Source organism: Lentzea flaviverrucosa (genome assembly GCF_003350445.1).
Lineage (GTDB): Bacteria > Actinomycetota > Actinomycetes > Mycobacteriales > Pseudonocardiaceae > Lentzea > Lentzea californiensis.
This window is the reverse complement of record NZ_QQAU01000011.1, coordinates 232,532-257,796: the sequence shown is the minus strand read 5'-3', so window position 1 is coordinate 257,796 and position 25,265 is coordinate 232,532. Positions and strand designations below refer to the sequence as shown.

16 protein-coding genes are annotated in these 25,265 nt (G+C 67.3%); 9 read left to right on the top strand and 7 right to left on the bottom strand.

Translation table 11 applies throughout. From position 1 onward, the window contains the following. Nucleotide 1: 1 nt before the first annotated feature. Nucleotides 2–1,930 (top strand): S9 family peptidase, encoded by a 1,929-nt coding sequence (locus DFR72_RS30740; RefSeq protein WP_090069530.1) that lies wholly within the window; start codon nt 2–4, stop codon nt 1,928–1,930. Between the two features lie 13 nt (nt 1,931–1,943). Here DFR72_RS30740 and DFR72_RS45790 read toward each other — a convergent pair whose 3' ends face one another. Next, nucleotides 1,944–2,432 carry an NUDIX hydrolase gene (locus DFR72_RS45790; protein WP_170176469.1) on the bottom strand — a complete coding sequence of 163 codons (489 nt, stop codon included), beginning with the start codon at nt 2,430–2,432 and terminating at the stop codon, nt 1,944–1,946. A gap of 50 nt (nt 2,433–2,482) precedes the next feature. Next, nucleotides 2,483–3,496, bottom strand: a complete 1,014-nt coding sequence (locus tag DFR72_RS30730; RefSeq protein ID WP_090069528.1) for a biotin synthase BioB — start codon at nt 3,494–3,496, stop codon at nt 2,483–2,485. A gap of 164 nt (nt 3,497–3,660) precedes the next feature. Between DFR72_RS30730 and DFR72_RS30725 the strand changes: the two genes are divergently transcribed. Then, nucleotides 3,661–5,268, top strand: coding sequence for an AMP-binding protein (locus DFR72_RS30725; RefSeq protein ID WP_090069527.1), 1,608 nt, complete (start codon nt 3,661–3,663; stop codon nt 5,266–5,268). Between the two features lie 317 nt (nt 5,269–5,585). After that, nucleotides 5,586–6,749: a serine hydrolase domain-containing protein gene (locus DFR72_RS30720; RefSeq protein WP_170176468.1), complete on the top strand. Its 1,164-nt coding sequence runs from the start codon at nt 5,586–5,588 to the stop codon at nt 6,747–6,749. Nucleotides 6,750–6,830: 81 nt separating this feature from the next. On the opposite strand, the gene DFR72_RS30715 is transcribed toward DFR72_RS30720, so the two are convergent. Both DFR72_RS30715 and DFR72_RS30710 read right to left on the bottom strand, forming a co-directional pair. Then, entirely contained in the window at nt 6,831–7,301 is a 471-nt protein-coding gene (locus DFR72_RS30715; RefSeq protein WP_143086875.1) for a hypothetical protein, read from the bottom strand. Then, the gene (locus tag DFR72_RS30710; RefSeq protein WP_211335589.1) at nt 7,298–8,782 is read right to left on the bottom strand and encodes an alkaline phosphatase; all 1,485 of its coding nucleotides are present in this window, start codon (nt 8,780–8,782) and stop codon (nt 7,298–7,300) included. Before DFR72_RS30710 ends, DFR72_RS30715 begins: the two co-directional genes overlap by 4 nt. Nucleotides 8,783–8,955: 173 nt before the next feature. Here DFR72_RS30710 and DFR72_RS30705 point away from each other — a divergent pair, with 173 nt between their 5' ends. From DFR72_RS30705 to DFR72_RS45785, 6 genes are all read left to right on the top strand, one after another. After that, nucleotides 8,956–9,657 carry a PIG-L deacetylase family protein gene (locus DFR72_RS30705; RefSeq protein ID WP_090069521.1) on the top strand — a complete coding sequence of 234 codons (702 nt, stop codon included), beginning with the start codon at nt 8,956–8,958 and terminating at the stop codon, nt 9,655–9,657. Continuing rightward, nucleotides 9,645–10,622 (top strand): UDP-glucose 4-epimerase GalE, encoded by a 978-nt coding sequence (gene galE / locus DFR72_RS30700; protein ID WP_090069520.1) that lies wholly within the window; start codon nt 9,645–9,647, stop codon nt 10,620–10,622. The genes DFR72_RS30705 and galE overlap by 13 nt, the downstream gene beginning before the upstream one ends. Beyond that, a complete protein-coding gene (locus DFR72_RS30695; protein ID WP_170176467.1) occupies nt 10,613–11,224 on the top strand; it encodes a histidine phosphatase family protein in 612 nt (203 codons plus the stop codon). The genes galE and DFR72_RS30695 overlap by 10 nt, the downstream gene beginning before the upstream one ends. Nucleotides 11,225–11,564: 340 nt before the next feature. After that, the gene (locus DFR72_RS30690) at nt 11,565–12,371 is read left to right on the top strand and encodes a class I SAM-dependent methyltransferase (protein ID WP_090069517.1); all 807 of its coding nucleotides are present in this window, start codon (nt 11,565–11,567) and stop codon (nt 12,369–12,371) included. A gap of 62 nt (nt 12,372–12,433) precedes the next feature. After that, nucleotides 12,434–12,670, top strand: a complete 237-nt coding sequence (locus DFR72_RS30685) for a hypothetical protein (protein WP_143086874.1) — start codon at nt 12,434–12,436, stop codon at nt 12,668–12,670. A gap of 532 nt (nt 12,671–13,202) precedes the next feature. Continuing rightward, entirely contained in the window at nt 13,203–13,355 is a 153-nt protein-coding gene (locus DFR72_RS45785) for a hypothetical protein (protein WP_170176465.1), read from the top strand. Nucleotides 13,356–13,543: 188 nt separating this feature from the next. Here the strand turns inward: DFR72_RS45785 and DFR72_RS30680 are convergent, their stop codons facing one another. The 3 genes from DFR72_RS30680 to DFR72_RS30670 are packed head-to-tail and all read right to left on the bottom strand — an operon-like array spanning nt 13,544 to nt 24,928. Then, nucleotides 13,544–13,963, bottom strand: coding sequence for a hypothetical protein (locus DFR72_RS30680; RefSeq protein WP_143086873.1), 420 nt, complete (start codon nt 13,961–13,963; stop codon nt 13,544–13,546). Beyond that, nucleotides 13,950–20,093: a DUF6973 domain-containing protein gene (locus tag DFR72_RS30675; protein ID WP_114773809.1), complete on the bottom strand. Its 6,144-nt coding sequence runs from the start codon at nt 20,091–20,093 to the stop codon at nt 13,950–13,952. Before DFR72_RS30675 ends, DFR72_RS30680 begins: the two co-directional genes overlap by 14 nt. 35 nt (nt 20,094–20,128) lie before the next feature. Then, the gene (locus DFR72_RS30670; protein WP_170176464.1) at nt 20,129–24,928 is read right to left on the bottom strand and encodes a LamG-like jellyroll fold domain-containing protein; all 4,800 of its coding nucleotides are present in this window, start codon (nt 24,926–24,928) and stop codon (nt 20,129–20,131) included. Between the last annotated feature and the right edge of the window lie 337 nt (nt 24,929–25,265).

Genomic DNA, 25,265 nt, shown 5'->3' with positions numbered 1-25,265 from the left:
CATGGCGAGAGCGTTCGAGCTGTCCGACGCGTTCGGGTTCGTCCTGCCAGGTGACGTGGCACTGCATCCGGACGGCTCGGCGGTCGCGTTCACCCTGCGCACCGCCGACCGCGAGAAGGACGCGTGGGTGCAACGGGTGCACGTCGTGGGAACCAGCGAACACGACGGAGAACCCGTGCTCGTCGGCGACGGACCTGGTGGCTCACCGAAGTGGTCGCCGTGCGGGACCTGGCTCGCCCACAGCGTGAAAGGATCCGCCCCACTGCGGCTGTGGTCGCCCATCGACGGGCGCACGCGCTCACTGCTCGAGGGTTTCCGCGGTGTCGGCAACCTGACGTGGTCGCCTGACGGAGGCCGGATCGCCTTCGTGGCACCAGATCCCGGCGGGCTGGCTCCGGACGCGCTCGCGCCCAGGGTGGTGCGTGAGATGGTCTACAAAGTGGACGGTGCAGGGCTGGTTCCGCCGGCGCGGCGACACCTGTTCATCGTCGAGGTGGCGACCGCAGAGACGCGCAGACTCACCGACATCGCCTCCGACGTGCAGGCTCTCTCCTGGTCACCGGACGGCAGCCGGATCGCCTTCGCGGCGGCTCTCCACGCGGGCCGGGAGTTCGACCGCGTGACGAACGCGTTCGAGCTCGACGTCGCGTCCGCGGAGCTGCGCCAGCTCACCGACTGGAACGGCACGGTCACCTGGACCGCCTGGGACGAGGCGGGAACGAGTCTCTTCCTCGCGGGACAGCACCTGCCAGGCCCCAACCGCAATGCCACCCTCTTCCGCCTGTTCCCGGGCTCGGGGAAGCCTCTGGACCTGCTCCCCGGCTTCGACCGCAGGGTCGTGGTGCCCTCCGGCAACGGCCCTGGCGCAGTGGTGTTCCTCGCTGACGGCAGACTGATGTTCTGCGCACGGGACCGCGGCCGCACGTTGCCCTACACCGTGGATCCGGACGGCGGTGTGCCGGAACCGGTGCTCGACGGCGAGTCGACGGTCGTGACCGGGCTCAGCTGCACACGGGACGGATCCGCCGTCGCCCTGTCGATCAGCGACGGCGACAGCGCTGGCGACCTGTGGCTGTTCGACCCGGCGAACGGCACCATGGAACGCCTCACGCGGTTCGAACAGCCGCGCGGCACCGTTTCCCACGCGCGCGATGTCACGTTCACCGGCCCCGGCGGCGAGCTGCACGGCTACCTGATGGTCGGTGCCAACAACAGCCACGGGTGCCCGCCACCGCTGCTCGTCGACATCCACGGCGGACCGGACAACGCATGGCGGCCCAACCTGTCGCCGTTCTACCTCTACCGTCAGGTGCTGTGCGCTCGTGGGTGGAACGTGCTGCTGCTCAACCCGCGGGGCAGTGACGGGTACGGCGAGGAGTACATGCGCAGTGCGATGCTCCGGCTTGGCCACAGCGAGGAGGAGGACTTCCTCGCCGCGATCGACCAGCTGGTCGATCGCGGTCTGGCCAACCCGCGAAGGCTCGCCGTGATGGGCGTCAGCCACGGTGGGTTCATGGCGAACTGGCTGACCGCGCGCACCACCAGGTTCGCGGCGGCGGTGTCGACCGGCTGCATCGCGAACTGGGTGAGCCTCTACGGAACCTCGTCCACCGCGGCCGGCTTCGTGATCGACCAGATGGGCGGCACGCCGCAGGAAGTGCCGCAGCGGTATTCGGCGAGCACTCCGCTGACGTACGCGCGATCGGTGACCGCGCCCACGCTGCTGGTGCACGGCGAGGACGACATGCTCAACCCCGTCGGGCAGTCCGAGGAGTGGTACACGACGCTGCGGCGGCAGGGGTGCGAGGTCGAGTTCGTCCGGTACCCGACGGCGAGCCACCTGTTCATGTACGTCGGCCACCTGACCCACCAGCTGGACTACACGCGCCGCGCCGTCGAATGGCTCGTCCGCCACGTGGAAGGCCGCTGACGCCTGCCGTCCGTCAGTTGAGCGACGGCAGGCCGTCCAGCACGGCCGTGCCCTCGTGCACGTGCAGCGGCGCCGTGTGGCACAGCGGCATCGCGTCCTCCAGCCGTGGCAGGAACAACGGGTGCAGCCGCTCTCTGGCATCGCGTACCGAGACCCACTCGACCTCCGACGCCTCGTCAGTCGCCACGGGCTCGCCACCGACGGACACGGCGACGAACACCATGGCGACGATCTCGCGGCTCGGGTGTTGGTAGACACCGACGAGGCGGCTCAGCCGGACGTCGACACCGGTCTCCTCACGCACCTCGCGCACGGCCGTGTCGGTGATCGCCTCACCCTTGTCCGCGAGACCGCCCGGAAGCTCCCAGCGCTGTGGACTGCGCCTGCGCACGAGCAGGACGCGGCCGAGCGGGTCGAACACCACGCAGGTCGCGCCAAGCACGTACCCGCGGGAAACCACGCCCGGTTGGGAGTCCTGCGGCAGCCTCGCAGGCGACGCCATGCCATCACGTCCTTTCGGAGTCGTACCCGGATTGTCCCGAGGCCGTCGGGTCAGCTCAGCGCCGGGCAGGCCAACGCCGGCAACGCGCCCTTGCCCGCGAACACGGACCTCGACGGCTGCAGACCTGCCTCCGCGACCAGGCCGTCGGCGTACCCGCTGCGCACGACGAAGCGGTTCTTGCCGTAGATGAGGTAGCGGTCGCTGTGGTCCGCTGCCGTGAAGTTCACGGTCAGGACGTTGGCGCCCGCAGCGAAGCCCCGGTACTGGCCACCGGACTGGGACGCGGCGAGAGCGCTCACCGACGGGATCAGCCAGGACGGCTGCAGCAACCTGCTCGCCGCCAGTGCGTTCAACGTGATCTCGACGTCGCCGGGAGGGCAGTCCGCGAGCGGGGTGGCCGGCGCGGGGATGAACGGGGACACGCTGCACATGTGCGCCCCGATCTCCTGTGCCAGCAGCAGGTCGCGCGCAATGCTGCCCAGCGTCTGCCCCGGCAGGCCGACAATTGCACCTGTGCCTACCTTGAAACCGATGTCCACCAGATCCCGGAGGCATTCGAGACGCGACTCGAGTGTCTCGTGACGCATTTTTTCGTTCAGTTCAACGTCACTGGTCTCGTGCTTGAGGATGTAGCTGGTCGCACCCTGTTCGAACAGGTACGCGAACTCGTCACGACGTTTGTTGCCGAGGTTCAGCAAGATTTCCACGTCACCGTCGAAGAGCTCCCGGATCTTCGGGATCGCCTCGCCGACGAGCCGGGTCGTCTGCGGCACCTCACCACCTTGGAAGAAGACGACGTTGATGCCGCTGTCCCTGATCGTGGTCGCGGCCGCGACCATGTCTTCGCTGCTCAGGCGGAATGAGTGGTTCTCCCGCGTGTTGTCGCGGCGCATCGGGCAGAACTCGCAGTTGACCCGGCAGACGTTGGTGATCTCGGTGACACCACGAACCACCACCCTGGTCCCGAAGACCTTTTCGCGCGCCTCGCGAGCCCGCGCGAACAGCTCTTCCTGCTCCGCTCCGCGCACGTTGAGAAGATCGACGATGTCACGTTCGTCAAGCATTTTCGAGTAGCTCCCTGGTTGTCCTTGTCCACTGGCGCCCGATTGATGCCGGACCGATCACGAACCGACCGGTTCCACCTGTTTCGAACGTGTAGTAGCGTGGCGAGTAGTTTGCTGAGATCAATTCTGGGGGGGATCACGTGCCTTCTTCTGTGCACGCTGAAATGCAGACGACGCAGCAGATCGTGGCGGCGTCGCTCGTGGATCTCGTGAAGGCCCGGGCCGACGAGCGCCCGGACGAGGTCGCTGTCGTGGACCTCGGCACCGCCGCCGAACTGACGTGGCGGGAGCTGGTCGAACGCGCCGACCGGATGGCGGCGTACCTGCACGAGCTCGGCGTCGCACCCGGCGAGGTGGTTGTGATGCAGCTGCCCAACCGCGCCGAGTTCGTCGTCACCGCGCTCGCCGTGCTGCGCATCGGTGCGGTGGTCGCCCCGGTGATGCCGATCTTCCGCGAGCGCGAGCTCGGGTTCGTGCTGCGCCGGGCGAGGGCGCGCGTCCTGGTCGTGCAGCACGCGTTCCGCAACCGGCAGCACGTCGCCGAGGTCGACGGGATGATCGTGAACGGCCTGGCGGACGGGCTCGAGCACGTTGTCGTCGTCGACGGCGAGACCGGTGCGGCACAAGGCGTTCGCTGGCACCGGTTCGAGGACGTGCTGACTGGCGACGGGTCCCTGCACGGCGTGGCGCCCACCGCGGCGGACGGCATCGCGCAGCTGCTCTTCACGTCGGGTACCACCGGGGAGCCCAAAGCCGTGTTGCACCGGATGGGCTCGCTCAGCCGCGCCGCCGTGGTGATGGCCCGACGGCTGGGGCTGACCGGCGCCGACCGGGTTCACATCGCGTCGCCGATGGCCCACCACAGCGGATTCCTCTACGGGATGTGGGTCGCACTCGTGCTCGGCGCCGTGCAGGTGTTGCAACCCGTCTGGCACGCCGGTCGTGCCCTCGAGGCGTTCGCCACGCAGGGCGGCACGTTCATGCAGGCGGCGACGCCGTTCTTGCTCGACCTGGTCGACGCGGTCGAAGGCGGGGCGCGGAAGCCGGAGTCGTTGCGCACCTTCGTGGTGACCGGCGCCGCGGTGCCGCGGGCACTCGCGGAACGCGCTCGAGTCGTGCTGGGCACCGCGGTCTGCGGAGCGTGGGGAAGCACAGAGACGTGCATGGGCACGCTGTCGTCGCCGTTGGACGAACCCGAGAAGGTCTGGGGCACCGACGGCCGACCGCTCGAAGGCGTCGCGATCCGGGTGACCGACGACGACGGACGAGCGCTGGCCGCAGGGCAGGAAGGGCATCTGGAAGTGGTGAGCGCGTGCGGCTTCGACCACTACCTCGACCGTCCTGACTGGACCGCGGAGGCCCACACCGACGACGGCTGGTACCGCACCGGCGACCTCGCGGTGATCGACGAGGCCGGCTACCTGCGGATCGTCGGCAGGGTTCGCGACGTCATCAACCGCGGCGGCGAGAAGGTTCCCGTGGGCGAAGTGGAGCAGCTCATGTACCGGCATCCCGCGGTGGCGGAGGTCGCGATCGTCGCGATGCCGGACCCGCGGCTCGGTGAGCGCGCCTGCGCCTACGTCACGTTGCGTCCGGGCAGCGAGCTCGATCTCGCGGGTCTGCACTCCTATTTGGACGGCGCGCGGCTGGCCAAGCAGTACTGGCCGGAACGGCTCGAGGTAGTCGGCGAACTGCCGCGAAACCCGGCGGGCAAGATCCAGAAGTTCGTGCTGCGGGAGCACGCCCGCGCCATCGTGACGTCGTCGTCCTGAGTTGCTGGTCACCTGTCTCACCTTCGCCTCAGGCGGTCATGCGTCATGGTGCGTCGGGAACTCGCCAGAGGCATGTCCCGGAAAACCAGGACGCCGTGGCCGGACGGGTACCCGTGGGACAGGCCGAAATCGCAGGTCCGACGCGGACTCGGGCGTGCGACCCCGCGGCGGCTCGAAGCGGGCGCGTCCCCCGAACTCGGGACAGGTGCCGGGGCCGCGAGCGCCGCTACGGTCGCCGCACGATCACCGGATGAACCGGAGAGGCGCTTTCTCCCCCGCGGTTGTGCTGATCACCCAGGGAGATGATTAGGAGAACCATGGATTCCACGTCGTCGCATCCCTTGCGCCCGCAGGACGTGGCCGCATTGGACGCGTTGCCCGCGACCGCGGCGTTCCTGGCGGACGACTACGAGAAGGGTTTCCACAAAGGCATCCAGCTCTACCTGTCGGTGGACGGCGAACCGGTTGCCGACCTCGCCTACGGGGCGGTCGGAGAGCAACCGCTTACCACCAACAGCCTGCTGCACTGGGTGTGCGCGTCGAAACCGGTGACGACCGTCGCGATCGGTCTGCTCGCGGAGCAGGGTCTCGTGGACTTCGCCGACCGCGTCACCGACTACGTGCCCGAGTACGGCAAGGGCGGCAAGGAGGAGGCGCGGCTGGAGCACCTGCTGACCCACTCCATGCCGCACCAGGACCGCAGGACTCAGTACAACCTCGGGCTCGGCTGGGAGGAGAACCTCGAGCTGGCGTGCGCGACCGAGGTCGACGCGCCTCCCGGGGCCCACCGCGCCTACGCGACCTGGATCAACGCGCAGGTGCTCGCCGAGGTCGTGGCACGGGTCTCGGGAACGACGTTCGACGACTTCGTCACGCGCAACGTGCTGCACCCGCTGGGCATGCGGGACACCTGGTTCGGCATGACCCGCGAGGATTACGAGAAGGTCGGCGACAGCATCCTCCCGATGACCTTCGCCGACGCGAACATGCGCCACGGGTACGGCGAGCACTCGAAGAACGCCTACGACGGGCTGATCAACGTCTACCCGCAGGTGCGCATGGCGAGCCTGCCCAGCTCAGGCGCCAAGGGGCCGATGCGCGACCTCGCCAAGCTGTACGAGACGCTGGCGGGCACGCGAACGGCGGAAGGATCGGCCGTGGACTGGACGTCCGTGGCGGCCCGGCTCACCGAGCACCACGAGGTCGACGAGCCGATCGCACCGGACGGCGCCTGGTACGGGGACTGGGCGATCAACGACATGGACTGGTCACACGGTTTCCTGCGTGATCGCGGCATGTTCTGCCAGGAGGCGTCGCCGCTGGTCTTCGGCCACCCCGGCGAGAAGGTGATCATGGCTCTCGGCGATCCGGGGCACGGGCTCGCGATGGCGTTCTCGTTCAACAGCATCGTCGATCCCGCGTTCGGCAACCCCAGGATGAACCTGTTGTGCAGGGCGCTCTACCAAGACGCGCTGGGGTGAGTCCGCAGATCCCGCAGAGCGTGGAGGAATGGCCCGCGACAGTCGTCGCGGGCCATTCCTCAATGGACGGTCAGCCCCACGTCACTCGTTAACGAGCACGGGCACGGAGAGCACGGCGGAGCTCACCTGAACCTGTGGTTCGAGCTGCACTCGGAACTCCACCTGTTCGTCGGCACCGTGCTCTTCATGTGCTTCGTGGGACTCGCTGTACTGGAAGGACCCGGTGCCCAGAACGGCGCCGCGCTCGTCGTAGAAGGTGCACCGCAGTTCCACCAGCAGCAGGTCGCTGACGTCCGTGGTGACCCGCAGGCGGCCCGTGACCGCGGCTGATCCCCGGGACAGGGTCAGCTCGCTGATCTCGACCCGATCGGTGAACGGCCCGTTCTCGACGATCACCTGTCCCGGCACCGGCCGCGACACCCCCGCGCCCGCCGCGGCAGGTGCGGTGGGCGCGGGGAATGTCGGTGGTGCGGGCGGGGCGGGTGACGCTTGCACGCAACCCGCCAGGAGCCCGCAGAGCAGGAGCAGAGCCGCCGGCCGGGTGGCCCTCACCTCGATCCCAGCAGGGCGCGGCGCATCTTCTTGTACAGGTCCGTGTTGTCCTGACTCTTCGCGTACTGCTGACCGCCGGGGCCGAACGCGTAGATCGGCACGTCGGCTCCGGTGTGGCCGCCGGAGAGGTATGCGAGCCAGAGGCTCGCGCGCTCGCTGCCATCGGTGACGTCGGCGGGATCGTCGGGCGTGCGGAAGGTCGCGGGGCCGAAGTTGGCCGCGTTCGCCGAACCGGGGGCGTTGACGATTCCGGTCGAGCGGTTCGGGTCCTTGCGGTGGGCCGAGGGCTCGCGAACGGGAACCCCGTTGTTCGCCGGGTTGCTCGAGTCGGTGTTGCCGGGAGGCGCGGCGGCTTCCGCGTTGGTGAACGACCGGTGCTCGATGATGTTGAACCCGGCGCACTCGTGGTCCGACGTGACGATCACCAGCGTTTTGCGGTCGCGTTTGGCGAAGTCCACCGCCGCCGCGACGGCGTCGTCGAACGCCTTCACCTCGGCGAGCGTCTGGTTGGCGTCGTTGGCGTGCGAGCGCTTGTCGATCTGCGCCCCCTCGACCTGCAGGAAGAAACCCTTGGTGTTCCTGCGCCCGGACAACAGGCTCAGCGACTTGCGGGTCATCTCGGCGAGCGTCGGCTCCTGCCGCTGAGGCGGGCTGGTGGCCTCCAGGGTCAGGTTGCCGCGGTTGAACAGTCCGATCACCTTGCCGCCCTTGACGGCGTCGAGGTCCGCTTTCGTGGCGGCGCGCTGGCTCGCCGCGGTCTGCTCGGCCAGTACGGGGTCGCCGAAGCTGCCCAGCACCTCGTAACCACCGTCGCGCAAGGCTTTCTCGTCCTCCGGCTCGAACCTCGCGAGCCCACCGCCCAGGATGACGTCCGCCGTGTGCCTGCGCGCCACCTGCTCGGCGATCGGCGTGACGACCGTCTTGTCCTCCGGGAGCGGGGAGTAGCTGCCGTCGGGCCGCCGCACGACGCAGCTCGCCTCCGTGAAGTCCGGCCCCTGGCACATCCGCAGCCAGGTGTGCGAGTACATCGCCGCCGGCGTCGCGTCGGTGACCTCCGCGGTCGTCACGTTGCCGGTCGCGAACCCGGCCGACTTCGCCTGTTCCATCAGCGTCGGCACCGCATAACCCTCGGCGTCCACCCCGACACCCGCGTTGTAGGTCTTGACCCCGGAAGACCACGCGGTGGCCGCGCTGGAGGAGTCGGTCACCAGCACCGGCTGGTCGCTCACCGGTTCGACGGCGTAGGTCGACACCGAACCCAGGTACGGCAACTGCTCCATGTTCAACCGGCCTCGCGCACCGTAGTAACGCTGCCTGCCCGCGGTGACGTGGGCCCTGCTCATGCCGTCGCCCAGCAGGAAGATGATGTTGCGCGGCTCCTGGTCACCGTGTTCGGCGGCATCGGCGTCGAACACGAGACTGGCCACGAGGGTGGTCGCCGCGACGACGATCACCGTCTTGCGCATGCGGAACCAATGCACAGGTGTACTCCTCGAATCAGTGGTCGGCGACGACCGTCCCGGCGGGGCGCACGCCAATGCCGAAAAATAGCCTGGGGCAACGTTTTCCGGACGTCCCAGCTTCAGGGGACAGGCCGCCTGTCCCGGGAATTCGGGACAGGGAAACGGCCGTCCGATGTGGATACGGTCGCGGCATGAGGGTGCTCGTGATCGCCGCACACCCGGACGACGAGGTGCTCGGAGCAGGGGCGACTATCGCCGCGCTCACGGCCAGAGGCGTCGAGGTGACCGTCCTGATAGTGGCTGAAGGCGTCTCGTTGCGCCACGACGGAGTCACGCTCGCGGAGGCGAGAGCGTTGTGCCACAAGGCTTCCAGCGTGCTCGGCGTGACCGACGTCCGTTTCGGCGGCCTCGCCGTCGACGGCCTGCTCCCCGGCGACGGGCCGCAACGGGTGGTGGTCGGACTCGTCGAGCAGACGATCAGGGACGTGGCGCCGCAGGTGGTCTACAGCCACCATCCCGGCGACGTCCACGTCGACCACCGGATGATCGCGCAGGCCGTCACGTACGCGACCCGCCTCATGGCCATGCGCTCGGTCGTCCAGGTGCTGCACTTCGAGGTGCCGTCCTCGACAGAGCAGCAGACCGGGCTCATCGCACCGTTCGAACCTGATGTCTTCCACGACATCACGCCCTACGTCGACCTGAAGTGCGAGGCGCTCGAAACCTACCGGTACGAGGTGTACGACGCCCCGCATCCCCGCTCGCCGCACGGCGTGCGGGCCCTTGCCGCGTACCGGGGCACCCAGGTCGGCGTGTTCGCGGCGGAAGCTTTCGTGCTCGGCAGGCAATTCACCGACTTCAGCGGACGAGGTGCTGTTTCGTGCGTGTCCTAGTCACCGGCGGCGCCGGGTACATCGGTTCGTTCACTGTCCGCGACCTGGTGGCGCACGGCCACGAACCGCACGTCGTCGACAACCTCTCGACCGGCAGGCGGGAGGCGGTTCCCGGAGTTCCTTTGCACGTGGTGGACGTCAGGCACACCGAACGCCTGCGCGAGGTGTTCGCGGAGGCGGCTGCGGACGCGGTGATCCACTTCGCCGGGCTGAAGTCCGCCGTGGAGTCGCAGCAGGAGATCGCGAAGTACTATGACGTGAACGTGGCGGGTACCGCGTCCCTGTTGGCCGTGGCGGCCGAGCACGGCGTCGAGCGCGTCGTCTTCTCGTCGTCGTGCGCCGTGTACGGGCACGCGCAGGTCTGTCCTGTCGACGAACGCGCCTCGCCGCGTCCGGCGAGTCCATACGGCGAGACCAAGCTCGCCTGCGAGAACATGCTCGGCTGGTACGGCAACCTGCGCGGCATTCGGTTCGCCAGCCTGCGCTACTTCAACGCCGCCGGCGCCGCGGTCGACGGCTCGCTCGGCGAGTTCGTGCATAACGGCACCACCCAGCTGCTGCCGAGGACGATCCTCGCCGCACTGGGCCGCGGTCCCGAGCTGAAGGTGTACGGCAAGGACTTCGGCACGCGAGATGGCACCGCGGTCCGCGACTACATCCACGTCGCCGACCTGGCGCGAGCCCACGTGCAGGTGCTGGAAGGGCTGACCAGGGCAGAGTTCAACGGCAGCTACAACCTGGGCACCGGACGAGGCACTACCGTGCTCGAGCTTGTGCAGGCGGTCGAGCGTGTGAGTGGCAGGACCGTGCCGGCCGAGTTCGTCGAGTCCCGCTCGGTGGAACCCGCGCAGAGCTGGGCGGACACGGCCCACGTGGAACGGACCTTCGGCTGGACCGCGCAGCACGACCTCACCGAGATCGTGCGCACGGCGTGGGAGTGGCACCAGGACCAGCCGTGGACCTGATCCTGGTCCGCCACGGCAACGACGACCGCACGATCCCGGCGCGACCTCTCTCCTCGACCGGCAAGGCACAGGCGGACGCGGCCGGACGCTGGCTGGCCGGGCACCGCCCCACCGAACTGTGGTCGGCGACGCCGTCCCGAGCACGCGAGACGGCGGAGCACATCGCCCAGCACGTGGCGCTCCCGGTGCGCTTCGACGTCCGGCTGGACGAGATCGTCAGCGCGGCCGCCGACCTGCCCCCGCCGCGGGAGCGTTCCCCGTGGCAGCACCACGCCGACGCCGAGAGCTGGACGGCGTTCCGGTGCCGCGTCGCCGCATCGCTGAATGACCTCTGCGCTCAGCGCGGCCCGGCCGTCGTCGTCACTCACAGCGGAGTCTTCGACGCGGTGCACGAAATCGTGTGCGGAGGAGACCGCCGCGTCGAGCTGGACATCGCCCACACCGGCATGACGTGGTGGAAGTACCGCCAAGGCGCGGTGGCGGGCACATGGCTGTTGCGGGCGCACAACATCACTCCGCACCTGGCAACGTCGTTCAGCGCGCCGGGTGCGACCGCCCACTGGCAATCGAACCACGCAGAACCGAGCGCTGGCTCTCTGTGAACCTCTCGTCGACGACAACGCCAGGAGAATCCGGCTCCCACTGCATGTACCCAGGGCAGTACCTGAAGAACGAGCACCCTGCGATCATTGTCACCACATCACCGCTTCGTTCCGTGCGTGACCGCCTCCGTGAAGATGACGGCATCTACAGCATTCACCGAGATCTGCTGAACACACACTGACGTTGGAGTTACGCCCGACCCTCGTGGAGGCTTGACGCCCATCCGGGAAACCTGCGCATGCTCGCGCTACCACACTTCAATGGAAACAACCCCGATACCTTCGCTAGTGCCGTACCGGTGGGGATTTCGGGATCAATTCGCGAGAAGGAAGATTTCATATGACATGCGCTGATACACCACTGGATGCCACGGAAGCCGGGTTGGGCGCGCCTCATGCGCCGCGGGACTTCTTCGACATCAAGGGATGGATCCAAGACGGTGACATTGTCCTTTTCGACTGGTTCCTACGCCGACAGCGCCAGCAGGGTGAACCTGGGGACCTCTTGGAGCTTGGGGCCTTTCTAGGGCAAAGCGCCATCTTGATGGGTTCGTACCTGGCTGACGGTCAGGTCTTCACCGTCTGCGACCTCTTCGAGTCTGCCGCAGCCGACCCGGACAACGCGCGCGAGATGCGAGAGTGTTATCCCACTCTTACACGGGATGCTTTTGAGGTGAACTACCTGTCGTTCCACGACAACTTGCCCCGCATCGTCCAGGCATCGAGCTCAGTGCTCCAGAAGGTGGTGCGAGCTGACAGCTGCCGGTTCGTCCACATCGATGCCTCACACCTGTACAACCAAGTGCGGCGCGACATCCACACTGCACGTGACGTTCTCGGCAACAACGGAGTCGTCGTGTTGGACGACTATCGCTCCGAACACACCCCGGGCGTCGCCTGCGCCACGTGGCAGGCGGTGCTGGAAACCGGACTGAAACCGATCTGCGTCAGCGGGTACAAGTTCTACGGGACCTGGGGTGACGCGGCCGCAGCGCAAGAGAAGTTGGCTGTCGCGCTCGAGCGGCGAGGCGACTTCCGGCTCCAGGTCGAAGATGTGGCGGGACATAAGTTGCTCATGGCGTTCGCCGAGGAGGTGGTACGGCCCGCACTGCCTGTATCCCGCCACCGCGCCGCGCCGCAATCCTGAAGAACACGCGCCCGTGCCGGGTGACCGCCAGACACCGGCAGCGCTCCCAAGTGAAGGCAGTGGTGAAGATCGCAAGGTTCTCGAAATTGTCGGCACACCTCGACCAGATGGGAGTGCTGTGTCGAATTCAGATGACGAACTGGCGTTGGGCGTGGTCGAGCATGGTTCCCAGGAGGCAGATTCGCGACCAACCCGCCTCGTTCTACGAACGCACGGAGGAGATCGTTCAGACCACCAAGGGTCAAGCTCTCGTCATGGTCTACAACGCGGAGCGCGCCCAGAACATGGCCGGCGGATGAGCTCTGGTCCACAAACGATCACCGAAGTGGATCACGGAAAGATCAATCCACTGACAGACGAAAGCCCGTCTGATCAGGCAATCACCATGATCAGACGGGCTTCGTTCGACCGTCGGGACGACAGGATTTGAACCCGCGACCCCTTGACCCCCAGATACGGGTTCACGAGCTGCTGACCTGCATAAACAGGTACGTTGAACGAAGTTCGGCACACTTGACGATTAATCAAGTACGTTCACCGCCGTCGGCCGTAGACCCGAAGAGCGACTCCTCGGCTACTTCGACATCACCTTGAGCTACAACGACCTTGATCAGCCGGACCTGGTGAGCTCGACGTTCACCGCCGCGGTGGCGATCAGCCAAGCCACCATCCCGACGGTCAGCACACGAGCGAGCCGCGAAGACCTCGCTGGCGTACGACGGGCGATCGCAGCCGTCCTGCTCACCACAACGTCAAAGCTGACAACGATTTGCGCGGCCCTCGTCCTGCTCCGGACACTGGCGGCCCCGCTGTTTCACCTCCGCCCCGGCGGTGACCGGAGCCGTCACGGCCCTGCTGACGCTGACGGCGATGGCGATCCTCAGCGACGGCCTGCAAGCGGTCCTGGGCTTCGGCCTGACCACGCTGAAGCGTTCGACGCCGAGCTTCGTGGTGTTCGCGACCTGCTACGGCACTTGGCGCTGACAGCCGTCCCACTGGCCGAACGCACGGGGCCTGACAGGCCTTTGGACGGCACTGGCGATCGCCAATCTGCTCGTCGCGGCCGGCCAGCCCCGCCTTCCGCGGGGAGAGCGCACGTCTGCGCTCCACCCGGAAGAGAGACCAGCGGGCCTGCCTCGAAAGGCAGACCCGCTGAGCAGTGGCACGTCAACTCACTTCGCGCGAAGATCCCGCACCTTCGAGTCTTGCAGCCAGCACGCGAACTTATAGTCGACGACGGCCTCACGGGTGTAGATCCCCGGGCAGAAGGCCCCGTTGTTCATCAGTTCGGCCCGCACCCGCTTGCCGCCCTCGTAGTACAGGAACACGCCGCTCTTGCTGCCCCAGGGCACGTCGAACTTCTCCCCGGTGACCTCCTCGACGTAGCCGGAGTCGGCACCGTCGAGGTCGACGACGTACAGCTCGTCCCAGTTCCACGAGGTGAACTCACTGAACGGACGGGGCTTCTCCGCCTTCTCGCCGACGAACGTGCGCACCGCCGAGTCGAGATCGGCGTTCGTGTCGACGGCGATGCCACCGCCACATCCCGCCAGTAGCAACAAGGTTACGGCCAGCAGACTAACGATCCGCACACGGACCTCCTCCCGACAGGCTGCACGGCAGCTGCGAGGGTGCGACACCGCGTCTCACGGGAGCAGGTTCACCCTTCTCGTCGTACTTGTAACCGTTCGGCACCTCGTTGCTGCGCCGTAGTTTGTAGTCGGGCCCGATGACGAGTGCCTTCCCCGAGTCGACGAGGTCCTTGACGTACTTGATGTCGGACTCGAACTTGCCGTCGTCCTTGAAGTTCACCGCGGCCAGTCTGCCCAGCTCGTTGTTGTAGAGGTCCATCGGTTCCTGGATGTCCGAGTTCGAGGCACCACGTTCGTGCGCCGTGGTGAATTCGGCGGCGAACTCCACGCCGTACTTGCGGGCCATCAACATGTTCCAGTAGGTGTGCCGGAACGCGTCCATTTTACCGCCTGCGAGGTTCTCCCCAGGGTAGAGCCTCTCCGACACGTTCTGCGCGACCTGCTGGTAGGCGAACATCGTCGCAAGGAGGTTGTAGAACTGCGGGGTGTCGTACGGACCGCAGCCCTTGAAGGAGCGAATGGAGATCCGCTCGTCGCACGCACGCACGATCAGCGCGTCCCACTCGGCCTCGGTCAGCGAGGCCCCCTTGAATGCGGGGAACTTGTAAACCCCACGCGGATCCGCCTCGACCTGGTACTCCTCGAAGATCCTCTGCAGATCCCACTCGTCCGTCGGCGCCTGGGGCTGCGACGGCGCGGGATCGCTCCCTGACTCAGGGTAGCCGTGCTCTGCGGGCCAGCCCTTGCCGTCGTTGCAGCCATCGCACCACAACCCGGTCGGGTCGCTGAACGTGACGGGGCTGTTGTTGGAGTACGCGTACCCGTTCCACTGCTGCGGGTCCGCGACGTCCATCACCGGGTCCACTGAGATGAACCTGCCGAGCGCCGGGTCGTACTCGCGGGCACCGACGTGGGTCAGGCCCGTGTTGTCGAGCGTGCCACCGACGAAGCCCTTGTCCAGCCTGGCGGGCCAGGTTCCGGTACCGCCGCGGACCTCACCGAACGGCAGCGTGCGCCGCGTGGTCACGTTCTGGTTCAGCGCGTTGACCGTGATCTGCGTGGTGCCGTGCTGGTCCGACGACATCCACGTCAGGCCCGTCGACGTGCGCATCGCGATGGTCTGACCGCCGTGGGTGTAGTAGCGAGTGCACTGTTTGACACCGGACGTCGTCACACGCAGTTCCTGGCTGGGCAGGTAGAGCGTGCGCCCACCGGGATCCCGCCTGACCAACCGGTTCCCGTCGGCGTCGTACACGTACGACGACTGACCTGACTCGTCGGCCGTGGTCGCGACACGTCCTTCGCGGTCCCAGGTCATCATCTGCGTACCGCCCGCCGGCGACGGACGGGTGAGCGTGTTGCCGAGCTCGTCGTAGGTGTACGCCGCCGTGCGGCTACCAGCGTTGTCGGTGGTCACGGTGGAAGCGAGGCTATGCGCGCCAGGAGTCGGGACGTAGTCGGACGTGCGGTCACCGGCGCTGGTGCCGTGCTCGACCATCTTCTCGCGGTCGCCCGCCAGGTTGTAGGTGAAGGACTGCCAGTACTTCGACGGGCCGCCGAGGCCGGGGACGGACCGTTCGTCGCCGCACTTGCCCGAACCTGGGGTCCAGGCCTCGGTGAGGCGACGGAGGTGATCGATCGTGAAGCACTGCGTGTCACCGCTGACCGAGTCCGCGACGCGAGTGACGTTGCCAGCGTCGTCGTAGCTGTACGACACCTTGGCGATGTCGGTGGGGCCCGCCTGCCTCGACGTGTGGATCTCCTTGAGGCGCCGGGTGTGCTCCTCGTAGCCGCGGACCACGGTGAGGGTGCGGCCGCTGCCCAGCATCGTCGTGCTCGCGAGCTCGCCGAACGAGGTGTAGGCGGTGCCGGACACCAGTTCGGTCTTCTGCGACACCCCGTAGGCCGTCTTCTGCGTGTTGATCTGGTTCAGCGCGTCGTAGGCGTACTCGAGCGTCTCCTTCTTGAGATCACCGGTCGCCGGTAGGTGCGCCACGTTCAGCGAACCGTCGAAGTAGTAGTTGTACTCGTAGCTGTAGGTACCGCCCAGGCCGATTTCCTGGTTCGGGACCGTGAAGTCGGTCGCCAGCGGCTTGTAGTCGAACGTGAGTCTGGTGTGCTCCGTGACGTAGTCGCCGAGCTCACCGTGCCGCACCGACTTCACCAAAGCGCCCTTGGCGATGGTCCCGTCGGAGACCGTGTCGTAGAACCACTCCGATCGAGCTGCTCCGGTCGCCGAGTCGTCTCGCACGCTCGTCTTGCGGCCCAACGCGTCGTAGGTGTAGGCGAGGGTTCGGTTCAGCCCGTCCTTTGTGGATGTCAGCTGGCCGGCGTCGTCGTAGGACGACTCCGTCACGCCCCTGTCCGGGTCGGTCGCGCGGACCTGCCGGCCCCGCAGGTCGTAGGCGTACTGCCACTTCTTGCCGGACGGGTGGCTGACCTCGGTCAGCAGGCCGTTGAGGTCGTAGGTGTACTTGGTGGCGTCGAATCCCGTCGCGCTGCCGGCGACGGCTCCCTTGTGGTACTGCCGCAGTTCGGACTTGCGCCCCAGCACGTCGACCAGCGTGGACGTCACGACGCCCCCGGCGGGCGGGGTCACGTCTGTGCGGTCGCCCGCGTAGTAGGTGGACGTGCGAAACAGCTCGGTACCGCCGGGACTGGCGACCGGCACGTTCGACCGGAGCGCCGTGATGATCTCGCGGCCTGCGCCGTCGTACGTCTTCGTCGCCGCCGACGGGAGGGCGTCGGTCGCCACGAACAGGTCGGTACCGGGAGGCGTGCTCACGCGATAGGCGTTGTTCGTCCGCTTCTCCCGGCCCGCCGAGTCGTAGTGGGTGTCCGTGACGATGGTGGTGGAAGTCCCTCCAGCAGCGTCCGGTGCCTGCGTCTGACGCGGCCGGAGCAGCCCGTCGAACAACTGGTGTGTCGTGACGTACTGCCGGTCCGAGTTCAACGTGCTGGTCGAGACGGCGACGGTCCCGTCCACCCGGTCCCGGTATGCGAACTTCTTGGCCGCCAGGCCTGCCCGGCTGAAGCCGATGGGCCACACTTCGGTCGTGCGACCGAGTCCGTCGTAGCCGTACTCGACTCTCCGCCCGTTCGGGTCCTCGACTGACAGTGGTGAGCCCCAGGCCGGCTGGGAGACGGTCTTCGTCGTCCAGCCCAACGCGTTGGTGGCGAGGAGCTCCGTGACCGGACCTCCAACGGCCGGGGTGAACGCGACGGTCGAGGTGCCCTTGGGATCGGTCGTCTTCGTGATGCGGCCGTAGACGTCCCGCTCGGTCACCTGGTCGGTCACGTAGGCCGGGACACCGCCGACGTACGACTTGAGGCTTTCGATCTTGCTCGGTACGCCCAGCGTCGGAGCGGCGCCGTGGCCCTGGCCGTCGTAGTAGGTCTTGACGTCGCCAGCGATGTCCGCGTCCTTAAGACTCCACTGTGCCTTGGCATGGGCGCAATTGACCACGTAGTCGCGCTTGCGCGACACAGTGCCGATCACCCACGCGGACGTGTTGCGCGCGTAGTCGGTCAGCGTGCACTTCTCGTCGCCGACGACCTTGTCGTCACCGCGGGCCTCGGTCTGCGTCACCATGCCGTAGGTCTGGTCGAAGTCGGTCACCGAACTGGTGGTGCGGTGACCGCGGCCCCCGTCCAGCGCCATGCGGGTGTGCTTACCGGACACACCGACGAAGCGGGAGTGGACGGTGACGTCGTTGATCGTCCGCGACGCGGTCGGGTTCGACTGCCACGGCACGTTGACCGTCGCCGACACCTCGGCCTCGCCGTTGTGAACGATCTCCTCGCGCACCGTGCCCGCGAACGCGTCCTCGTCGGGCGTCGCGGGAACGTCACCGACGGCGATCGCCGGCATCGACGCCGGACGAGTGCCGGACGGCAGCTTGTCGCCGTTCATACCGCGGAAGTAGCGCCGCTCGGTCAGCGTCTGCTCACCCGGATCACCCTTGCGCGCCTTCACCGCGCCATAGCCACGCCAGACCGACCAGGTCATGTTCTCAGCCTTGGTGAGACCGTCGTCGTCCACGTGGCGCCAGGCAGGGGCGCCGACGTACTCGTAGTCGGTGACCACCCGTACCGAGCCGCCGGTGAGATCCGACTCCTGCACGCTCTTCACGACGTACGTGTGGAAGAAGTCCCAGAACGGGTCCTTGTTCCCGTCCGGCTTCCAGCGCACTGGATAGCACCGCAGATCGTTGTCCTGCAGGGCGTTCACATTCGGCACCCGCGTGCCAGCCACGCAGTCCGCATCGGCGTAGGTGACGTCGATGCGGCCCCCGGTGTCGGTGAAGACCGTCTTGAGCCGCCACCACTTCATCGCCGCGAGCTGGTCCGAATGCGTGTCGACGCGGTTGCTGAGCTGGATGCCCTGGAACCGCACGTCCGGCACCGGCGTCTCGCCACCGACGAGGCCAACGTGCGAGATCTTATCCAGCCACAACCCGGCCCGCGTGCCGTCACCGGGGTCCGGGAACGAGTGACCCAGCGTCCACTTCTCCACTGGGCTGCCACCGGTCTTCGTGGTCACCGACACCAGGCGCTTGGTCGTCCAGAACGTGGGCGACCCGACGAGGCACGGGGTCGTGGTGCATTCCATGTCCCACGGCGTGTCCGGCCAGTGCGCCGCATCCTTGGTGCCGCAGTCGGCCAGGCAACGGTCGGCCGGTTCGAAGAGGACCTGCATCGGTGCGGCATAGGCGTTGTCGGAACGCGTGCCGTAGTCGATCTGCCTGAGAACCGACGCACGGTCGTACTCCGACAGTTCAGTCGTACTGTTGCTGCGGGCGTACTTGTTGGTCTCCTTGTCATAGCTGTACGTCATCGTGTTGTCATACAGGTCCACGACGTACTCGAGGTTCCACCGGTAGGGCTGCGAGCAGAACGAGTCCTTGAACAGCGTCGCCGAACACGGTTCGGTCGCGTGGTTTCCCGCGACCGGGACGTTCAGTACCGACTGCGCGCTACGCCCGAACCAGTACTGTGTGCCGTCCGCGGTCGTCACCACCCAGTGCTCACCGTTGCGGGCACCATTGTTCGCGTTGACACGGAACTCCACCCGCGTGCCATCGTCGTTGCGCAGCCGCCAGCGGTTCGACGTCGCGCTCTCCTTGATCAGCTCCCCCGAATGGCCCTGCATCGACAACGTCGCGTTCTCGTTGCGCCAGCAGAGATCGCCGGTCTCCTCGGTGTTGCGCGCGCCGTCCTTCAAGTCGTCGGCACAGCTGACGTACCTGCGTTCGACGAAGTTCGCGCCGGACTCGAAGCCCTCGCCGATCCACGACGGCTGGTTGTTCGACGCGACCATCCGCCCGTCCACGCTCGCCGACGAGTACGCGAACGCCACCGCCGGCGTGGGACCACCGAGCGACGGTGGCATCCGCAGCGGGTAGTTCCACGTGAACGCACCCGTGTTCGACCCGGCCGACCACGTCGACGACGCCGACAGGCTGGTCGCCTTGTAGGTGCCGGAGCCGCTCGACGTGCCCGCGGCGAGCGCCAGGAAGGCGCCGCCGGACGGCGAGGCCTCGACCGCGGTCACGGTGCCCTTCGCCACGTCGTTGCGTGACGCCACGGGCTTGGCCGCGCACTCCGGCTTCTCCGGCGTCCGCAACGCGCACTCAGGCAACTCGACCAACCGCAACCGCGAAGCCCAGTCACCACCGTGAGCCCAGCGGAACGACGAGTAGTTCACCTCGACCTTCGCGGGCCCGCCGGAGACCTTGAACAGGACGCCGTCCACACCGGCCGCCTTCGTCCTGTCCCGGTCGAAGGTCTCGATCCTGATCTTCGGCTTTGCCTTCGCGACGCCCTCGGCGGCGGCGACCGACACGGGGCCGTCCGCCGCGCGCGCCGACCTGTTCACCACCACGGCGGCGAGGTCGACCTCGCCGACCGACGCCTTCGGCCACGTCGGCGCGGCTCCGGCGAAGTCCTTGCCCGTGCGCACATCTTCGGTCGTGCGCACGCCGGCCTTGTCACCAGCGATCACTCGCTGTTGGGCCGGGGTCGGTGGCCGGTACGGAGCGGCCTGCGCAGGCAGGGCCGCGAACATCGTGGACATGAGCGACGCGGTGAGAGCGACGGCCAGTCCACGCTTGGATCGGGCTGTGGGCATGACACAACTCCAGAAGTGAGGTGGAAGACCGCGGACTAGCTGAAGAAGACGCTAGCCGGATCGACCCAACCCGAGCCGATCAGCTTGCGCTCCGCGTAAGGGAAGGAGGTCAAGCCGTGGTAGTTCGTGAACGACCAGACCGAACCGTCCGACCAGACCCCGATGATCTCCGCCTTGCCGTCGCCAGTGATGTCGGCGAAGTGCGTCAGCTGAGGTGCCCAGCCCGAACCGATCTCCTGCGGTGTGTCGTAGGTGCCGAAGCCGAGGCCGCCGAGGTTGCGGTAGGCCCACACGCTCTGGCGTTCGTCGGGGTTCACCGTGATGAACTCGGCTTTCCCGTCACCGTCGATGTCGGCGAACCGGACCGTTTCCGGCGCGGCACCCGTGACCTTCACGATCACCGGGGTGGTCGAGAACGCCGTGGACTGGCCACGGTCGTTCATGCCGTACAGGTTGCGGTACACGCGAACCCGTCCGTCGTCGTCGATCGAGATGCGGTCGTCCCTGCCGTCGCCGTCGATGTCCGCGAACCTGATCCGCTTCGTCTCGCCAGGCGCCGAACCGATGAAGATCTGGTCGGCGTACGGGAAACCGTTCATTCCGTTGACGTTCTTGAACGCCTTGATGCGGCCGTCCGGCTCGACACCGATGATCTCGGACTTGCCGTCACCGTCGATGTCGGCGAACCAGGTGCGGTCCTTCGGCCAGCCGGAGCCGACCAGCTGCCCGTTGTGCGGGTACGCACCGTCAACGTTGAGGTGCGCGTGGACGCGCCCGTCGTTCGACACCGAGATGATCTCGTCGTTGCGATCGCCCGAGATCGACGCACCCTTGAGCGTCGTCGACACCGGCGTCTCGGGCGCGATGACTCCCTGCCATACCTTCAGTTCGTCGATGCTGCCGTTGAAGTACTCGCCCGCGCTGCTGCGGCCGACCGACAACACACCCGTCGAGTTCCAGCCGGCGACACCGGTCACGGTGCTCTTCAGCGCCACAGGGGTGCCGTCGACACCGGTGCTGAGCTTGAGCGTGCGCGCGTTGGCGTCGTAGTTGACCACGAGGCGCGTCCACGTGCCCGCGGTCGCGGAAGCCTTGGCCCGCCACCACGTCGACGGGCTCACCGACGCGTTCGGCATCTCGGCACTCCACTGTGAACCGTCGTACCTCAACAGGAACGGATCCACAGTGGACGGACCATGCTGGACGACGACCGTGCGAGCGGTACCGATGCCGCTGAGCTTGGCCCACACGTCGACTGTGAACGACTGGTCGGTGTTGAGCACCTGCTCGTTTGTGCTGGCGAAACCACCGCCACCGTTGAGCTCCAGGCTGTGGCGGCCGCCGTAGCCGTCACCCCACTTGGCGCCCGCGGCGAGGTTGAGCTTCAGCGCCCTGCGGAACGGCGTGTAGTCGCCAGCGATCGATCCCGTGCCCTCGTCGAACATCCAGCGCCCGACCTCGTAGGCGTTGGCCATCAGCTCGATCTCCTGTGGGGTGATCGTGCGGTTCCATGCGCGCATCTCCGCCAGGTCGCCCAGCCACGGCTCGGCGGCCACTCCGTTGCGCAGCGCCTTGCCGATCCACACCTGACCGGCGGCGTTGAACGCCCCGCCGACCGCGATCTGCCGCTGCAACGCACCGTCGACGTACAGCCGGACCTCGCGGGCGGAGTCGTCGTAGGTGCCGGTCAGGTGCGTCCACACGCCCTGGACCGCCGGAGCGTCGGAGATAGCTGTCTTCTGCACTGCGTTCACGGCGTCGTTCTCCGCCAACGAGAAGGTCCACTTGTGCGACACCAAGTCGTAGCCGAGCCGGAACGCCGAGCTCGTGGCGCCCTGCTGGCTCACGACAGTGCGGTTCGCCGTGTCGTTGCCCAGGCGAACCCACGCGGAGACGGAGAAGCCCCTGCTCGTGTCGAGCACCTTGCCGGTCGTCGCGCCGGCCGCGGTCGATCCGGTGAACCCGACGGACGTCTGCCCGCCGACCGCGCGGCCGCCACGAGCGGGGTCGAGCCCGGTCAGCGCCAGGACGTGACCGTTGTCAGTGGTGTCGAGGGCCGGGTCATCACCGGCGAACCACTCGGCGTCGTGGGGCTTGGGGCCCGCCACGGTGAACTGGAAGGTGCTGCGGGTGGCGAGACCCGCCTTGTCGACGGCGTAGACGAACAGCGTCTTCGGACCTCCCGATGGAGGTGTCCAGCGCGCCGACTTGTCCGCGACGATCTCCTCTACGGGCGGATCGGTGAAGCCCCAGCGGTACTTCACGACGTCCGCCGACGTGCTGGAGAACGTGAAGGTGTCCGCGACACCGAGCGAACCACAGCCCTCGGGCGCGCAACCCGTCGTCTTGTAAACAGACGAGCTGAACGTCGGAGCATCGGGCGCGACGGTGTCGACCGAGAACTCACACCAGCCCGATGCCGGGCCCCACAACGAATGGTCCCCGGCTGTCACTCGGTAGGCGTAGTCGCCGGTGGTGATGCCGCGGGCCGCGATGGTCCACGGTTCACCGCCGTTGGTGGTGCCGATGACACCGGGGTAGAGGTACCAGTTGTCCGACCAGCGGACCTTGGCGACGATGTCGGGTGCGCCGTCGGAGTTGAAGTCGGCGATCGTCCTGGCCGTGGCGCCCTGCCAGCCGGCGCCGATCTGCCAGCGCACGTAACTGCCTGACTGAGGCGTCCGCGCACCAATGCCCTTGTACAGCCAAAGAACGTCGCCCCACTCGGCGATGACGTCGGGTGCGCCGTCACCGGTGCGGTCGATGACACCGTAGTAGGTGAAGTTGTCCCAGCCGGCGCCCAGCGACACCCGATCCGCGGTGGGTTGCGCGCGGTTGCCGTCGCCTGGGTACAGCCAGAGGACGTTCGCTGAATCCCTGGTGATCACGTCCTGCTTGCTGTCGCGGTCGTAATCGGCGACGCCCGCGAAGGTGAAGCCGCCCCAGCCGCCGCCGATCGGCACGGGCGGGATGGCCGACGGGCCGCGCTTGCCCTCACCGGGATACAGCAGGAGCCTGCCGGTGGCGTCCTCCCGCGCGACAATGTCGGTCTTGCCGTCCTTGTCCCAGTCGGCGAGGCCCGCGATCGTGTAGCCGCTCCATCCGGTGCCGATCAGCACGCGGTCACCGGACCGCCAGCCGGCAGGCGTTTCCGCAGTCGGCATCATGTAGAGATAGCCGTCGAGGTCGCGGTAGATCAGGTCCGGCTTGCCATCGTTGTCCCAGTCACCGGTGCCGACCAGTGTGTCCGTCCCCTCGACCACACCCGTGGTCACAGTGCTGTCCGACTTGGGAATCGTCTGCTCGGCGGTCGTGCCGTTCCCCCACGGCGTATTTTCAAGGCTCGTGATCGGGCCGTGCGTGCCGTTCGGGCGGATGCGCCGCCACTCAAAGCGGGCTTTCATCGTGTCCGAGCCGTCTGGATCACTCACCCGGCCGCGAATCGTCGGCGTCGCGGTCGGCACGGCAGGGCGGCCGGCGCCGGTCGCGCACGCCTTGCCGTCCACGGTTACCGGGTCCGGCGTGTGCGGGATGGAGTTGTAGTCGATGGCCAGCACTGCGGACCCTGGGTTGAAGCGCTTCCAGGACTTGACGGTGCCCTCGTTGACGTGCAGCACGACGTTGACCCAGTCCCAGTTCTGGCTCGCGCCATGGGCCACCGCGCCAGTGAGAGGGAACTCGACGTCTCCTGGCCCAGCGCAGCCGTGCTCCGCGCCGTGCTTGCGGTTGGCGGGCTTCGTCGAGGCCCACGGATCACCCCACAACCAGCCCGGCTGGTTGTTCCAGGTGGTGGTGCCGTCGAACCAGTTCGTCACGCGCACCGTCGCGTCGGAATTGGGGCTGCAGGTGAACGACCACTTCTGCTCGATGCGGAATGACGCGCCAGTGATGCTCTTGCCCTTGACCGCGCTGAGATCCATGCGGAAGTACGAGCGGACGTTGTAGGTAGGGCTCAGGCACGTGCCGGTCTGCGAGACCGAGTCACAGGTGAGGCCAGTACCTGCGGCACCGATGACGCCGGAGTTGTACAGGTAGTCGGAGCCCTGCCTGTTGCGCCCCTGCCAGAACGCATCGCCCGGTTCCTTGCTGGACACCAGCGTCCACTCGTTGCCCCGCACATGGCCGGTCCACGAAGGGTCGATCATCACCGGGTACCGGGTAGCCGTGTGCTTGAGCATCGCGGCGTCCGGAACAACAGAGATCTCACCATTCGCCACACTGACCGGCATCGCCGCCGTCCGGCGCGGCTCGTCGAACACCGCCTTCGCCGAGACCCCAGGTACTCCCTGGCCGCTCGAGTCCCACATCATCGGCGTCGGCGACGCGAACATGACGCGACCCGACGCGTCCTTCGCCTCCAGCCCACCACCAGCCGCATGCGTGGTGACACCGCTCGCCGCGAACCCGAACGTGACCCTGGCCAGGTTCTCGTTGTCCGCGGCCTCCCTGTTCTTCACCACCAAGGTCTCCGAAAACCCCTTCGGCGAAGCAGTGAGCTTCAAGTCCACGCCTGGCAGCACTTCGGCATAGGTCGCCGACGAACCAGACAGCGCCGGCTCCGGCAACGGCCCGAGCGGCCACGTGATCGACAACTCACGATCACCATCACGCAACCGCGCCGCAGGTCCCGTTCCCCCAGCCGAGAACTCCACAGGCAACACGGCCGCCACAGGTCTCACCGCCGTGCCCGTCAGACGCAGCTCGGTGTCGACCCGCGCCCACGAACCGTCGTCCTTGCGCGCCCACCGCGGCTCCACCGACTGCTCAGTCGTGTATCCACCACCGGGCTTCGCGAACGTCTGCTCCGACTCCGACCGCGACGCGAGAATCTCCACACGGCGACCACAACGCGACGCCATCTCCACCGCCGCCGGCTCCGTCGGCTGTACGTCCACGCACTCCGGCTCAGCCGCACCAACCCGCGCGGGCACCGCCAACACCGCAACCACAACCGCGAACGACAAGAACACGCGCAGGACAAAGCCCTGCGCCACCCCGACGCGTGTCAAGTAAAGCCCCCCGCTACCCGCGCATGTCCCCCGACAACACGCGAACCCCACCCAGCCGAACGGCAGTCTGCCTGCTCAGATAGCAAATGACAATGAGGTCGAACGGGTGAGAGCGAGTACAGGGCGCTACCTGAGGAAGAAGAGCATGACAGCGAACGTCCCC